The organism is Rubrivivax gelatinosus IL144 (assembly GCF_000284255.1).
Taxonomy (GTDB): domain Bacteria; phylum Pseudomonadota; class Gammaproteobacteria; order Burkholderiales; family Burkholderiaceae_C; genus Rubrivivax; species Rubrivivax gelatinosus_A.
In genome coordinates, this window is record NC_017075.1 from 4,124,891 (window position 1) to 4,138,773 (window position 13,883).

Below are 13,883 nucleotides of genomic sequence, written 5' to 3' on the forward strand. Positions count from 1 at the left end.
AGGTACTCCGGAAATGAGGCGGGGCGGCGGGCGCGGAGCCCGCACGCGGGTCGACAGGCTCAGAAGGCCTTGACGAGCGAGACGAAGAGGCGCGGGTCGCGCTGGGTGCCGTCGCTGTCGTCGCCGGTGGCGGTGCGCACCGGGTTGCGGCCGGCGCGCCAGGACAGCGCGGCGCGGGCCAGCAGCTGGCCGGGGCCGCTCCAGGTCGCGCCCAGGCCGTGGCCGGCCAGCGTGTAGCGGTTGGGGTCCAGCGTCGCGCTGTTGCGCTCGTGGTCGCGGCGCAGCCAGGCGTGGTCGTGGAACAGCGACAGCGTCAGCTCGGGCGTGAGCTGGTGGCGCCACTCGATGCTGGCCAGCGTGCCGTCGTCGCCGCTGGGCTCCGAGCTGGAGTACGCGCGCACGGCCGACGGGCCGGTGACGTTGAACTTCTGCGACGAGTCGAGGTTGCGGTTGGCGCGCTGGCCCGACCACGACAGCTGCAGCGTGTCGGCCGCGCTCAGGCGCTGCAGCCGCGTCAGCGACCAGCCGAGGCTGCGGAAGCTGCCCTCGCGGTCGGGGCCGCCGGCGCCCTGGTCGGCGGCGAGGTCGGCGGCGTTGCCGCCCAGGTCCAGCCGGCCGAAGGCCAGCGACAGCGAGAACTGCGTGACGCCGCCGCCCAGCCAGGCATCGGCGGCGTCGCCGCCCAGCGCCAGCGTGCGCGTGGCCACCGTCTTGTCGTTGATCTGGAGGCCGGCGATGGCGTTGTCGAAGGCCTTGTGGTCGTAGGCCAGGCTCAGGCTCAGCGATGCGCCGGCACGGCGCAGCAGCGCATAGCTGGCAGTCGCCGCCCAGGAGGTGGCGCCGCCGCTGTAGCGCGTGGAGTTCAGGTCGTAGCCGTAGGCCAGGCGCGACAGCGTCGCGCTGGCGCGCCAGCCGTCGTAGCCGACGGGCAGGCTGTAGCCGGCGCTGCCATAGTCCGAGCCGGCGCTGTGGCTGCCGAAGAACTGGAGCTGGTCGCCGAAACGCAGCGGGCTGTTGACCTCGAAGGAGCCGGTGCTGCGCCACTCGCCGCTGGCGCGGGTGCCGGCGTTGTCCAGCTGCAGATGGCCGCCGAACATCGGCTCGTCGAGCACCGCGACGACGAGGCGCGTCTCGCCGGGCTGCTCGCCGGGCTCGAGCACCGAACTCGCCTGCACGCCGGGCAGCGAATCGAGCAGGCCCACGGCACGCTGCACGTCGTCGGCACGCACCGGCGCGCCGACCTTCTGGCGCGCGGTCATCGTCTCGACGACACGGCGCTCGCCGACGTTGCGCCCCGGCGGCGCCTGCTCGACACGCACGCCGGAGAGCCGGCCTTCGAGCACCTCGATGGTGACGATGCCCTCGCTCAGCGTCTGCTCCGGCAGGAAGGCGCGCACCAGATAGCCGGCTTCCTCATAGGCGCGGGCGACGGTGTCGGCGGCGCGGCGCAGGTCGGCCAGGCTCGCCGGCTGGCCGACGAACGGCGCCAGGCGCACCTGCAGCTCGGCTTCGGACAGCAGCGTCACGCCGCGCAGCCGGAAGCCGACGACCTGCACGCGCGCGCCGGGCGCCGCGTCGGGCGACGCGGCCGGGGCGGTGGTGGTCGGCGGCGGGGGCGGTGGCACCGGAACGCCTCGTTCGGTGTCGCGCAACAGCTTGCCTGCGTCGGGGGGGGTCTGCGCGTGAAGCGGGCCGCAGACCAGCAGCGTGGCGGCGGCCACGGCACCCAGGGACTTCTTGTGCATTGATTCGGCTCCCTGAACCAGAAGAACCGGGATCGCCAGCGACGGATGCTGTCAAGCCCGGAAGTCAGGAAAGCTTAGGTCCAAGGCCCGAGGCACGCCACGAGAATTGACACCAGAAAACGCAGCTTTAGCAGAAATACCTAGTTCATCCGACGGAAGCGCCGGGCCGAAACGGCCGCGCCCCCCCAAGGTGCACGATGGCCTACAGTCACGGCCGCATCGCCATGAACCGACTCCAGACCGAACTCCGCCGCCTCTATCTGTGCCCGTCCGACGGCGACGGCACCTGGACCGACGCCACGGGCCGGGTGCGCGCGGCGGTGGTCGAACTCGTCGCGCCGGTCGACGCCACGCTGCTGGGCGCGGTCTGGGCCGGCGTGCAGAACGAACTGGCGCTGCCGGCGCCGGCGATCGTGCTGTCCGGTCGCGACGGGCTGCAGCTCTGGTTCTCGCTGCAGCAGCCGGTGGAGGCCGCTTCGGCGCGCGCGCTGGCCGAAGGGCTGTGCCGGCGCTGGCTGGACGAACTGCCGCCCGCCCGGCGGCGCTGCTGGCCGGCGCCCGAGGCCGCGCCGCCGGCCCTGCCCGGCAGCGAACTCGGCGCCGAGCGCTGGGCGGCGCTGGTCTCGCCCGACCTGGCGCCGCTGTTCACCGAAACGCCGTGGCTGGAACTGCCGCCCGGCGACGACGCCCAGGCGTCGCTGCTGGCGCCGCTGCGGCCGATCACGCCCGACGAACTGGCCGCGACGCTGCCTCAGCTGGCGCCGCCGGACACGGCCGCGGCAGCGGCTGCGCCGGAGCCGCGCACGGCGCCCGAACGCGAAGCCGAACGTTTCCTGCTCGCGGTGATGCGCGACGCCGCGGCGCCGCTGGCACAGCGCATCGAGGCCGCCAAGGCGCTGCTGCGCCGCAGCTGATCAGGCCCCGCGCACGGCCGCTTCGCGCAGCTTGTCCTTGCGGCTCTTGCGCCGGCCCTTGACGCCGCCGTTGCCGGCGGGCGCTTCCGGCGCGGTCTCGGTGGGCTCGAAACCCTCGACACGCTCACGTTCGACACGCCGGCCCTGGCGCTTCTCGATGAGGCGGAAATGCGCCTCGCTGGCCGCGGTGACGAAGCTCCAGGCTTCGCCGGTGGCGCCGGCGCGCGCCGTGCGGCCGATGCGGTGCGTGTAGTCGGCGGCCGAGCGCGGCAGGTCGTAGTTGATGACCGCGGCCAACGCCGGGATGTGCAGCCCGCGCGCCGCGAGGTCGGTGGCGAGCACGACGCGCAGCCTGCCGTGCGCCAGCTCGGCCAGCACACGCGAGCGCGCGCCCTGGCTCAGGTCGCCGTGCAGGGCCGCGGCGGCGATGCCGGCGCGCTGCAGCTTGGCCGCCACCATCTCGCTGGCGTGGCGCGTGGCGACGAAGACCAGCACGCGCGGCCAGTCGTGCGTGGCCAGCAGCCGGCGCAGCAGCGGCGTGCGCTGCGCGGTGTCGACCTCGACCGCGTGCTGCTCGATCGCCGGGCCGCCGGCCTCGGGCGCGGCGTCGACCGCGACCTGCACCGGCGCGTGCAGCAATCGGGTCGCCAGCGCCTGCACGGCGGGCGGGAAGGTCGCCGAGAACAGCAGCTGCTGGCGTTCGGCCGGCAACAGTGCGAGCACACGCTCCAGCTCGTCGGCGAAACCGTCGTCGAGCAGGCGGTCGGCTTCGTCGAGCACCAGCAGCTGCACCTCGCCGAGCTGCAGCGCGTTGCGTTCGACCAGGTCCAGCAGCCGGCCCGGCGTCGCGACGACGACTTCGGCGCCGCCACGCAGGCCCATCATCTGCGGGTTCACCGAGACGCCGCCGAACACCACCGCCACTTTCACCGGCTCGGCCATCTCGCGCGCCATCGCGCGCAGCGTCTGGCCGGCCTGCACCGCGAGCTCGCGTGTCGGCACCAGCAGCAGCGCGCGCGTGACGCGCCGGCCTTCGCGCGGCGTGATGTCGAAGCGGTGCAGCATCGCCAGCGCGTAGGCCGCGGTCTTGCCCGAGCCGGTGGGCGCGCGCGCGACGAGGTCCTGGCCGTCGAGCGCCGGCGGGATGGCCTGCTGCTGCACCGGCGTCGGCACGGCAAAGCCGAGCTCGGCACAGGCACGCTGCAGCGCCGGCGTGAGCCCGAGGACGGCAAAGCCCGCGCTCACAGCCGCCGCGCCTTGACGGTGCGGCCCTTGACCTTGCCGCGCGCCAGGCCGCGCAGCGCCTGATCGGCGAGGTCGCGGCGCACCGAGACGTAGGTCGAGAAGTCGTTGACGTCGATCTTGCCGACCGCGGCGGCGTCCAGCCCCAGGTCCTTGGTCAGCGCGCCCAGCACGTCGCCGCGGCGGATCTTCTCCTTGCGCCCGCCGAGGATCTGCAGCGTCACCATCGGCGGCAGCAGCGGCGGCTGCGGCCCGGCCTTGGCCAGCTCGGCTTCCAACTCGGCCAGCGGGTGCCAGACGCTCTGCCGGCCCTGCATCTCGTCGATGCGGCCGACACGGCCCATCTCGTCGAGGCTGGCGAGGTTGAACACCAGCCCGCTCTCGCCGGCGCGCCCGGTGCGGCCGATGCGGTGGGTGTGGACCTCGGGCTCGGGCGTGATGTCGACGTTGATCACCGCTTCGAGTTTGGCGATGTCCAGCCCGCGCGCGGCGACGTCGGTGGCCACCAGCACGCTGGCGCTGCGGTGGGCGAAACGCACCAGCACCTGGTCGCGGTCGCGCTGCTCCAGGTCGCCGTGCAGTTCGAGCGCGACGATGCCCTGGGCCTGCAGCACCGCCACCAGGTCGCGGCACTGCTGCTTGGTGTTGCAGAAGGCCAGCGTGCTCTCGGGGCGGAAACGCTGCAGCAGCAGGCCGACGGCGTGCAGGCGCTGGCTCTCGGTCACCTCGTAGAAGCGCTCGACGATCTGGCCCGCGGCATGGGTCTCGGCCAGGCGCACCTCCTGCGGGTCGCGCAGGTAGCGCGCGGCGAGCTTGGCGACGTCTTCGGGATAGGTGGCCGAGAACAGCAGCGTCTGGCGCTTGCTGGTCGGCGGGCAGTGGCGCGCGACGGCGGCGATGTCCTCGGCGAAGCCCATGTCGAGCATGCGGTCGGCTTCGTCGAGCACGAAGGTGGTCAGCGCCTCCAGCGCCAGCGAGCCGCGCTCCAGGTGGTCGAGCACACGCCCCGGCGTGCCGACGACGACGTGCGCGCCGTGCTCCAGGCTGGCGAGCTGCGGCCGGATCGCGGCGCCGCCGCACAGCGTCAGCACCTTGACGTTGTCCTCGGCGCGCGCCAGGCGGCGGATCTCCTGCGAGACCTGCTCGGCCAGTTCACGCGTCGGACAGAGCACCAGCGCCTGCGTGGCGAAGCGCTTCGCGTCCAGCTTGGCCAGCAATGGCAGCGAGAAGGCCGCGGTCTTGCCGCTGCCGGTCTTGGCCTGGGCGATCAGGTCGCGGCCGGCCAGCGCCGGCGGCAGCGCCGCGGCCTGGATCGGCGTCATGCGCTCGTAGCCCAGCTGCTGCAGGTTGGCGAGCACGGGCGCCGCGAGCGGCAGCGTGGAGAAAGCGGGGCCGGCGGGCGCGGCGGGAGATTCGGTCATGCCCCGATTGTCGAGGCTGGCGCGTCACCGGCGATCAGAGTTCGCGTGCCGTCAGCCACAGCCGCAGCTCGAACTCCAGCGTCGGGTAGTCCGGCTCCATGTGCCGGCACAGCGCGTAGAAGGCCTTGTCGTGCTCGCGCTCCTTCAGGTGCGCCAGTTCGTGCACGGCGATCGTGCGCAGGAAGTCGGCCGGCGCCTCCTTGAACAGCGCGGCGATGCGGATCTCGCGTTTGGCCTGCAGCCGCCCGCCCTGCACGCGCGAGACCGCGGTGTGCGTGCCCAGCGCGTTCTTCAGCACGTGCAGCTTGGGGTCGAAGACGACCTTGGCCAGCGGCGGCGCGCTCTTCATGTAACGCGACTTCAGCGCGCAGACGTAATCGTAGAGCTCACGCTCGTTGCGCACCGGCGAAGGCTCGGGGTGGCGGCGCGCGACGTAGTCGGCGAGCCGGCCTTCGTCGAGCAGCATCTGGACCTGCGCCAGCAGCTCGGGCGCGTAACCCTGCAGGTACTTGAGCGAGGACACCGGCTCAGCAGCGGCCCGAGCGGCGGCTGCGCGGCTGCAGCTTGTCCAGCTCGGCGAACTGCTGCTTGAGCAGCAGCATCAGCGCCCGCGCCTGGTCGACCGGCAGGCTGAGGCAGGAGCCGGCGGCGCCTTCGTCGCGCGCCGGGCGCGGCAGCACCAGCGCGTCGACGCCGATCTCGATCAGGCCCTTGTCGTGACGCAGGGACTTCAGGCGCTGCACTTCGATGTCGTAGGTCTTCACGCTGATTCGCAGAGGAAACGGAGACGCGATTGTCGACGCTAGCGTCTTCCCTGGTCGCGGCTTTGTACCCTCGATGAAATTGATTCCAGTCAATTGCGAATTCTTGGATTCGCCCGAGAGTTCGGCCGCTTTCCTTTCACCCGTGGAGCCCGGACATGGCCACTTCCACCTTCTACATTCCCTCGGTCAACCTGATGGGCGCCGGCTGCCTGCGCGACGCCGTCAAGGCCATCCAGTCGCACGGCTGGCGCAAGGCGCTGATCGTCACCGACCTGCCGCTGGTGCGCGCCGGGCTCGCCGGACAGGTCGTCGAGCGCCTGGGCGAACAAGGCATCGGCGCCGCCGTCTTCGACGGCGTGAAGCCCAACCCCAACGTCGCCAACGTCGAGGCCGGCCTGGCGCTGCTGCGCGCCGAAGGCTGCGACTTCGTGATCTCGCTGGGTGGCGGCTCGCCGCACGACTGCGCCAAGGGCATCGCGCTGGTCGCGGCCAACGGCGGCACGATCGCCGACTACGAAGGCGTGGACCGCTCGGCACGGCCGCAGCTGCCGCTGGTGGCGATCAACACCACCGCCGGCACGGCCAGCGAGATGACGCGCTTCTGCATCATCACCGACGAGACCCGGCACGTGAAGATGGCCATCGTCGACAAGAACGTGACGCCGGTGCTGTCGGTCAACGACCCCGAGATGATGGCCGGCATGCCGCCGGGGCTGACCGCGGCCACCGGCATGGACGCGCTGACGCACGCTGTCGAAGCCTATGTCTCGACCGCGGCGACGCCGATCACCGACGCCTGCGCGCTGCAGGCGGTGACGCTGGTCTCGCGCCACCTGCGCGCCGCGGTGGCCGACGGCCGCGACATGGCCGCGCGCGAGCAGATGGCCTACGCCGAGTTCCTCGCCGGCATGGCCTTCAACAACGCTTCGCTGGGCTACGTGCACGCGATGGCGCACCAGCTCGGCGGCTTCTACGACCTGCCGCACGGCGTCTGCAACGCGATCCTGCTGCCGCACGTGCAGGCCTTCAACGCCAGCGTCGCCGCGGCGCGCCTGGGCGAGGTCGCGCGTGCGATGGGCGTGCACACCGCCGGCCTGGACGACGCGGCCGCCGCCGAGGCCTGCGTGCAGGCCATCCGCCGTCTGGCCGCCGACGTCGGCATCCCGGCCGGCGTCGGCCCGCTGGGCGCGAAGGAAGAAGACATCCCGACGCTGGCGGCCAACGCGATGAAGGACGCCTGCGGCCTGACCAACCCGCGCAAGCCGAGCTTCGAGGAGGTCTGCGCGCTGTTCAAGGCGGCGCTGTAAGCCCGGCGGCGCCCGCCAGCTCGCGCGCCACGTCGACGAAGGCGCGCAGCTTGGGCGCCAGCGCGGCGCGCTGCGGGAAGTAGAGGAACAGGCCGTCTTCGGCCAGCGCCGTTTCCGGCAGCACCTGTTGCAGCCGGCCGGCCTGGACGTCGGCGGCGACCAGCGGCTCGAACAGGTAGGCGATGCCGACACCGGCCAGCGCCAGCTCGCGTGCGACGCTGGCGTCGGTGACGACCGCCGTACCCTGCGTCGGCACCGCCACCGTGCGGCCGCCGAGGTTCAACTCCCATTCGTAGAGCCGGCCGCTGGCGAGCTGGCGAAAGCCGATGCAGTTGTGCGCGCCCAGCTCGTCGGGCGTGCGCGGCGTGCCACGCGCCGCCAGATAGGCCGGCGACGCCGCCATCACGGCGCGAAACGGCGGCGTCAGCCGCACGCCGACCATGTCCTGCTGCAGCGCGACACCCAGGCGCACGCCGGCGTCGAAGCCGGCGGCGACGATGTCGACGAAGGCGTCGTTGCTGTGCAGCTCGACGACCAGGCGCGGGTGGCGGCGCGCCAGCTCGGCGAGAACAGGCGCCAGCGCCATCGGCGCCGCCAGCCGCGGCGCGTTCAGGCGCAGCACGCCGGCGAGTTCGCCGCGCCGGTCGGCCAGGCTCTCGGCGGCGCGGCCGATGTCTTCCAGCGCCGGCGCGACGGCGGCGATGAAACGTTCGCCGGCTTCGGTCAGCGCGACGCTGCGTGTCGTGCGCGCGAACAGCGGTTCGCCCAGGCGCTCCTCGACGGCCCGCACCGCGTGGCTCACCGCCGAGGCGCTGAGGTTCAGCGCCGCCGCCGCGGCGGCGAAACCGCCGCGCCGTGCGACCTCGACGACGACCGGCAGGTGCAGCAGCAGATCACGATGCATTCATGCAGCGTATCGCATGCCGAATGCGATCCGAACCCCATTAACGCAGGCCTCGATTGAATCGAGACTGGGCGCATCGCTTCAGCTTCCACGGGAGATCCACGATGTCGACGTCCACCTGGCTCATCACCGGCGCATCCTCCGGCTTCGGCTTGGCGTTCGCGCGGCACGCGCTGGCGCAGGGCCACCACGTCGTCGCCACCGCGCGCCGGCCCGAAGCGCTGGCCGAACTTGCCGCCAGCGCGCCCGAACGCGTGCTGGTGCACGCGCTCGACGTCACCGTGGCGGGCGACGCCGAACGCGCGGTCGCCGCCGCGCTGGCGCGTTTCGGCCGCCTCGACGTGCTGGTCAACAACGCCGGCTACGGCATCGTCGGCGCGGTCGAGGAGACACCCGACGCCGAGCTGCGCGCGCAGATGGAGACCAACTTCTTCGGCGCCGCGGCGATGATCCGCGCCGTGCTGCCGGCGATGCGTGCGCAGCGTTCGGGCGCCATCGTCAACATCTCCAGCCTGGGCGGGCAGCTGTCGTTCGGTGGCTTCGGCGCCTACTCGGCGTCGAAGTTCGCGCTCGAAGGCCTGTCCGAGGCGCTGGCGCAGGAGCTCGCGCCCTTCGGCATCAAGGTCCTGATCGTCGAGCCCGGCGCCTTCCGCACCGGCTTCGCGCGCGAGGCGCTGCGCCACATGCCGGCGCTGCCGGCCTATGCCGAGACCGTCGGCGCGACGCGCGAGTTCGCGCACGGCATGGACGGCACCCAGCCCGGCGACCCGATGAAGGCCGCGGCGGCCGTCGAGCGGGCGCTCGCCGCCGAGACCACGCCGCTGCGCCTGCAGCTCGGCGACGACGCCGTCGACAGCGTGCGCGGCCACGCCGAGCAACTGCTGCATGAGCTGGCGGCCTGGGAGCCGGTGGCGCGGGCGACGAGGATCGGGGACGTAGGCTGAGCGGCGAGTTCAGGCCAGACCTTCGGCCCAGGCCGCGAACTCGGCGAGTTCGACGAGCAGGCGCTCTGCATCGGCGAGCGGGGTGCTGCGGGCGCCGTAGTTCACCTCGTCCTTGCGGCCCAGCAGCTTTCGCAGGATCTTCTCCTGCCGGTCTGGCAAGTGGCTGCCGAGCACCTCGCGCAGCAGGCGTGGCGCGTTCCGATGGTCCTGCTGGTTGACGACGCCTCGTGCCTTGGCGGTGACGGCATCGCTGTAAGCGATGGCCGCATGAACCATCAGCGTGACCGCCCCGTTGTAGCTCTGGCTCTGCGCGAGGATGACGAGGCTGCGGGCAGACTCGTGGAACTCGCGGGCATGCAGCAATCGCGCCCGCGCATGAGCATCGTCGACCGTTTTGCGCGGCCCCTTGCCCGTCATGGCGTCGCCGACCCCAGACGTCGCCTGGCCTGATCCGGAGCTGCGCCCTTGAGAACCCGGCCATCGCGCACGACCTCGGTCCACCAGCGGTCGCCCTCAGGCAAGGCCAGCAGTTCCTGCTTCGTCAGAGCGGTGAGCGAGATGCGGATCTGCTGGGCGTCTTCCAGGGGCATCAGCGCTTCGCGAACGCGGTCCGCCACGCCATGCGTCTCGACGAGGAGCGCCAAGTCGAGGTCGCTGTCGGGCGAGTCATGACCTCGCGCCACGCTGCCATAGAGCCACGCTGCCGTGATGGCGTCGTCGTGCACCAGGGCCCCGCGGATCGACTCGACCAGCTCTTCCCAACGACGGCGCTCCCCCTGGAACAAGTCAACCAGCGATGACGCGAGCGGATGTCGGGTGTCGAGTTCGTAGAGCTGCGCCCGCCCCGAACCGTGGACCTTGACCAGACGTTGGCGCACCAGAGGTTCCAGCACGCCTCTCGTGCCCGGCGGCGTGAGACCTGCCATCGCCGCCAGCCGCGGCGCCGACTGCGGAGCCCCGTCGGTGCACAGGGCGCGCAGGACGCGCACGTTGCCGGGGCTGCCGAGCACCCCCGTCAAAGGATGCCTGAGGTGGCTGTGAGGTTGGGACGGAATCGGCACCGGAAGAAAATACGACTTTCCCTATGGAAAATCAACTATTCGTCACACGGGCCGCCGACCCAGCGCACGGGGTGCGCTCCACGGTCAGCGCGGCATCGCCAGGAAGGACGCAGCCGAGAGGTGGCAGCTTTGGCCGATGGCGCCAGGCAACGTGTAGAGCCGGGGCGCCTGCCTGAACCCGTACAGCCGGTACAGGTGGTATAGCGTCGGACGGCGTTCGGAAGTCCAGACCTCGTTGCGGCTGACGAAGAACGGCGTCTCCGCTCCGTACTTGGTGGTCTTGACCTCGATGAGACGTTCCTGCCCGGTTTCCTCGAACGACAGGATGTCGTAGCCCTCGTGATCCCCGCGCACTTTGGACGTGTGCTCGATGCGCGCGGCCAGACTCTCCCTGCCGGCATGCAGCAGCCGCGCACGCTCGTAGTTCAGCACGAAGAGTTCACCGGCAGCACCCAGCGACCGGTTGCGCGCCTCGCGCTCGATGTAGTTCGTCGAGAGGCGCACGACAGGTGGCGAAGCTTCGGCAGCCTTGCGCGGGCCGGCGGCAGCCTTCGGCGCCGCAGTCAGCACCGCGAGGATGTCGTCGACCTCGGGCACGACCATTGGCCGGTCGGCGTCGGCAGCGGCCACCTCCTGCAGCTGGTCGGCACAGGCCATGCGCTCGGCGACAACGTCCGCGAGCAGCGCCTGATAGTTCGAACGGGGCTTGTAGCCGGCGATGTAAGGGAAGCCGGCGTCGAGCAGGACGGCGCTGATGTTGGCGTGCTTGAACTCGATGGACTGCTCGGTACGGCCGCCGAGCACCGGCCTCAGGGCGCGTCGATGCGCGGCCTTGTTGTACGGCGTGCCAGCGAGTTCGGAGGCCAGCATCGACAGGTAGTCGTCGACGATGGCTTCGACTTCCCGCCGAGACCAGTCGCCGCCACTCATGCGTGCATCAACGCTTTGTCCACCTCGAGCGACCGCCCTACATCAGCACGATGTCGTACTGCTCCGGATTCATCGTCGCCTCGGCCGACAGCGAGATCGGCTTGCCGATGAACTCCGACAGCCCGGCGATGTGGCCGCTCTCCTCGTCGAGCAGCATCTCGACGACGGCGGCGCTGGCGATGACGCGGAACTCCTTGGGGTTGAACTGGCGCGCCTCGCGCAGGATCTCGCGCAGGATGTCGTAGCAGACACTGCGCGCGGTCTTCACCTGACCGCGGCCCTGGCAGGTCGGGCAGGGCTCGCAGAGCATGTGGGCCAGGCTCTCGCGCGTGCGCTTCCTCGTCATCTCCACCAGGCCCAGCTGCGTGAAGCCGCTGACCGTGGTGCGCGTGCGGTCGCGCGCGAGCTGCTTGCGCAGCTCGGCCAGCACCGCCTGCTGGTGCTCGTCGCGCGTCATGTCGATGAAGTCGGCGATGATGATGCCGCCCAGGTTGCGCAGCCTGAGCTGGCGCGCGATGGCGCCGGCCGCTTCGAGATTGGTCTTGAAGATCGTGTCCTCGAAGTTGCGCGCACCGACGAAGCCGCCGGTGTTGACGTCGATGGTCGTCAGCGCCTCGGTCTGGTCGATGATCAGGTAGCCGCCGCTCTTCAGGTCGACGCGCCGCGCCAGCGCCTTGGCGATCTCCTCCTCGATGTTGAAGAGGTCGAAGATCGGCCGCTCGCCGCGGTAGAGCTCGAGCTTGCGCACCGCCCCCGGCGTGTAGCTCTCGCCGAAGGCGCGCAGCGCCTCGTACTGCAGCTTGGAGTCGATGCGCAGGGTCTGCGTCGCGTCGCTGGTCAGGTCGCGCAGCACGCGTTCGGCCAGGCTCAGGTCCTGGTGCAGCAGCGTGCCCGGCGGCTTGCTCTGCGCGCGCTGGCGGATCGCCGCCCAGGCCTTGCGCAGGTAGGCGATGTCGTCGGCGAGCTCGGCGTCGCTCGCCTCTTCGGCATTGGTGCGCAGGATGAAGCCGCCGCCTTCGCTGCCGGCCAGCGCCTGCATGCGCGTGCGCAGTTGCTCGCGCAGTTCGGGGCCGCCGATCTTCTGCGAGATGCCGATGTGGTCGTCGTGCGGCAGGAAGACCAGCATGCGCCCGGCGATCGAGATCTGCGTCGACAGCCGCGCGCCCTTGGTGCCGATGGCGTCCTTGATGACCTGCACGGTCAGCGTCTGGCCTTCGAAGACGTGGCGCTCGATCGGCGGCAGCGGCGCGTCGCCGCGCGTCGTCGGGTGGCCGAACAGGTCGGCGACGTGCAGGAAGGCCGCACGCTCCAGGCCGATGTCGACGAACGCGCTCTGCATGCCCGGCAGCACGCGCGCGACCTTGCCGAGGTAGACGTTGCCGACCAGCCCCCTCTCGAGCGTGCGCTCGACGTGCAGCTCCTGCACCGCGCCGTTCTCGACGATGGCCACCCGCGTTTCCTGCGGTGCCCAGTTGATGAGGATGTCCTGCGTCGCCATGGGGCGCAGTCTAACGAGGCGCGGGGGGCGCCGCGTGTACGGGGCTACGCGTAGCGCGCGCCGCCCGTCACGCTCAGGGCGCGGCAGCGATGCCGGCCTGGGCCAGCAGCACGCGTGTCTCGAACAGCGGCAGCCCCATGATCCCGGTGTAGCTGCCGTCGATGCGCTCGATCCAGGCCGAGATCGGCCCCTGGATCGCGTACGAGCCGGCCTTGCCGAAGGGCTCGCCGCTGGCGACGTAGCGTTCGATCGCCAGCTCGGGCAGCACCGCGAAGCGCACCACGGAGTCCGACAGCGCCAGCTCCCGCCGTGCGCCGTGCGCCACCGCGACGGCGGTGTAGACGTGATGTTCGCCGCCCGACAGCGCACGCAGCGTGGCCGCGGCGTCGGCGGCGTCGCGCGGCTTGCCGAGGATGCGCATCCCCAGTGCCACCGTCGTGTCGGCGCAGAGGACGGGCGCCGGCGGCAGCGCGCGCGCGTGCAGCCGCGCGACGGCGGCGTCGAGCTTGGCCAGCGTCACGCGCTGCACGTAGTCGGCCGGCGCTTCGCCGTCGCGCTCGGCTTCCAGCGCCTCGGCGTCCTCGTCGGGCGCCGGCAGCAGCGGGCGGTGGGCGACGCCGAGCTGGTCGAGCAGCTGCGCGCGGCGCGGGCTTTGCGAAGCGAGGTAGACGAAAGCCGGCTTCATTCGCGGTGGTAGGGGTGGCCGGTGGCCAGCGTCCAGGCGCGGTACAGCGCCTCGGCGAGCAGTACGCGCGCGAAGGCGTGCGGCAGCGTCAGGTCCGACAGGCGCAGCGTCTCGTCGGCGCTGGCTTTCAGCGCCGGGTCCAGGCCGTCGGGGCCGCCGATCAGCAAGGCCACGTCGCGGCCTTCGCCGCGCCAGTGGGTGACACGTTCGGCGAGCTTGACCGTGTCCAGCCGCGTGCCGCGCTCGTCGAGGATCACGCGGCGCACGCCACGCGGCAGCGCGGCCTCGAAGCGTGCGGCCTCGGCGGCCATGCACTGCGCAGCGGTCTTGCCGCCGGCGCGTGGTTCGGCCTTCAGCGCCTTCAGCTCCAGCCGCATCTCGGGCGGGAAGCGCTTGGCGAAATCGGCCCAGGCCTCGTCGGCCCAGGCCGGCTGGCGCTGGCCCACGGCCACGACCAGCAGCTTCACC

The 13,883-nt window shown here is 71.8% G+C and carries 15 protein-coding genes; 3 read left to right on the forward strand and 12 right to left on the reverse strand.

Translation table 11 applies throughout. The annotated features are described in order from the left end of the window. Positions 1-59: 59 nt before the first annotated feature. A complete protein-coding gene (locus RGE_RS18740) occupies positions 60-1,745 on the reverse strand; it encodes a ShlB/FhaC/HecB family hemolysin secretion/activation protein (RefSeq protein ID WP_014430026.1) in 1,686 nt (561 codons plus the stop codon). Between the two features lie 224 nt (positions 1,746-1,969). Here RGE_RS18740 and RGE_RS18745 point away from each other — a divergent pair, with 224 nt between their 5' ends. After that, positions 1,970-2,659 carry a hypothetical protein gene (locus RGE_RS18745; RefSeq protein WP_148280234.1) on the forward strand — a complete coding sequence of 230 codons (690 nt, stop codon included), beginning with the start codon at positions 1,970-1,972 and terminating at the stop codon, positions 2,657-2,659. Here RGE_RS18745 and RGE_RS18750 read toward each other — a convergent pair whose 3' ends face one another. From RGE_RS18750 to RGE_RS18765, 4 genes are read right to left on the reverse strand one after another with little or no spacing between them, the layout of a single operon-like run. Continuing rightward, positions 2,660-3,904, reverse strand: coding sequence for a DEAD/DEAH box helicase (locus RGE_RS18750; protein WP_014430028.1), 1,245 nt, complete (start codon positions 3,902-3,904; stop codon positions 2,660-2,662). Then, positions 3,901-5,322, reverse strand: coding sequence for an ATP-dependent RNA helicase DbpA (gene dbpA, locus RGE_RS18755; RefSeq protein ID WP_014430029.1), 1,422 nt, complete (start codon positions 5,320-5,322; stop codon positions 3,901-3,903). The genes RGE_RS18750 and dbpA overlap by 4 nt, the downstream gene beginning before the upstream one ends. Before the next feature lie 34 nt (positions 5,323-5,356). Beyond that, positions 5,357-5,845 carry a YgjP-like metallopeptidase domain-containing protein gene (locus RGE_RS18760; protein ID WP_014430030.1) on the reverse strand — a complete coding sequence of 163 codons (489 nt, stop codon included), beginning with the start codon at positions 5,843-5,845 and terminating at the stop codon, positions 5,357-5,359. Between the two features lie 4 nt (positions 5,846-5,849). After that, complete coding sequence (locus RGE_RS18765; protein ID WP_009856494.1) at positions 5,850-6,086, reverse strand: hypothetical protein; 237 nt, start codon at positions 6,084-6,086, stop codon at positions 5,850-5,852. Positions 6,087-6,241: 155 nt separating this feature from the next. On the opposite strand from RGE_RS18765, the gene yiaY reads away from it, so the two are divergent. Further along, positions 6,242-7,393 carry an L-threonine dehydrogenase gene (gene yiaY / locus RGE_RS18770; RefSeq protein ID WP_014430031.1) on the forward strand — a complete coding sequence of 384 codons (1,152 nt, stop codon included), beginning with the start codon at positions 6,242-6,244 and terminating at the stop codon, positions 7,391-7,393. Here yiaY and RGE_RS18775 read toward each other — a convergent pair. Beyond that, the gene (locus RGE_RS18775) at positions 7,377-8,297 is read right to left on the reverse strand and encodes a LysR substrate-binding domain-containing protein (protein WP_014430032.1); all 921 of its coding nucleotides are present in this window, start codon (positions 8,295-8,297) and stop codon (positions 7,377-7,379) included. The two genes, yiaY and RGE_RS18775, sit on opposite strands and share 17 nt — an antisense overlap. 104 nt (positions 8,298-8,401) lie before the next feature. On the opposite strand from RGE_RS18775, the gene RGE_RS18780 reads away from it, so the two are divergent. Then, positions 8,402-9,241: an oxidoreductase gene (locus RGE_RS18780; protein ID WP_014430033.1), complete on the forward strand. Its 840-nt coding sequence runs from the start codon at positions 8,402-8,404 to the stop codon at positions 9,239-9,241. A 9-nt stretch (positions 9,242-9,250) separates the two neighbouring features. On the opposite strand, the gene RGE_RS18785 is transcribed toward RGE_RS18780, so the two are convergent. The 6 genes from RGE_RS18785 to rlmH all read right to left on the reverse strand — a co-directional run bounded on the left by RGE_RS18785 (position 9,251) and on the right by rlmH (position 13,882). After that, positions 9,251-9,658, reverse strand: a complete 408-nt coding sequence (locus tag RGE_RS18785; RefSeq protein ID WP_070099458.1) for a hypothetical protein — start codon at positions 9,656-9,658, stop codon at positions 9,251-9,253. After that, complete coding sequence (locus RGE_RS18790; RefSeq protein ID WP_148280235.1) at positions 9,655-10,302, reverse strand: nucleotidyltransferase domain-containing protein; 648 nt, start codon at positions 10,300-10,302, stop codon at positions 9,655-9,657. Before RGE_RS18790 ends, RGE_RS18785 begins: the two co-directional genes overlap by 4 nt. Positions 10,303-10,386: 84 nt before the next feature. Further along, the gene (locus tag RGE_RS18795; RefSeq protein ID WP_014430036.1) at positions 10,387-11,232 is read right to left on the reverse strand and encodes a DUF3883 domain-containing protein; all 846 of its coding nucleotides are present in this window, start codon (positions 11,230-11,232) and stop codon (positions 10,387-10,389) included. Between the two features lie 37 nt (positions 11,233-11,269). Next, the gene (rng, locus tag RGE_RS18800; protein WP_014430037.1) at positions 11,270-12,730 is read right to left on the reverse strand and encodes a ribonuclease G; all 1,461 of its coding nucleotides are present in this window, start codon (positions 12,728-12,730) and stop codon (positions 11,270-11,272) included. Between the two features lie 73 nt (positions 12,731-12,803). After that, complete coding sequence (locus tag RGE_RS18805) at positions 12,804-13,415, reverse strand: Maf family protein (RefSeq protein WP_014430038.1); 612 nt, start codon at positions 13,413-13,415, stop codon at positions 12,804-12,806. Then, the gene (gene rlmH, locus RGE_RS18810) at positions 13,412-13,882 is read right to left on the reverse strand and encodes a 23S rRNA (pseudouridine(1915)-N(3))-methyltransferase RlmH (RefSeq protein WP_014430039.1); all 471 of its coding nucleotides are present in this window, start codon (positions 13,880-13,882) and stop codon (positions 13,412-13,414) included. Before rlmH ends, RGE_RS18805 begins: the two co-directional genes overlap by 4 nt. Between the last annotated feature and the right edge of the window lies 1 nt (position 13,883).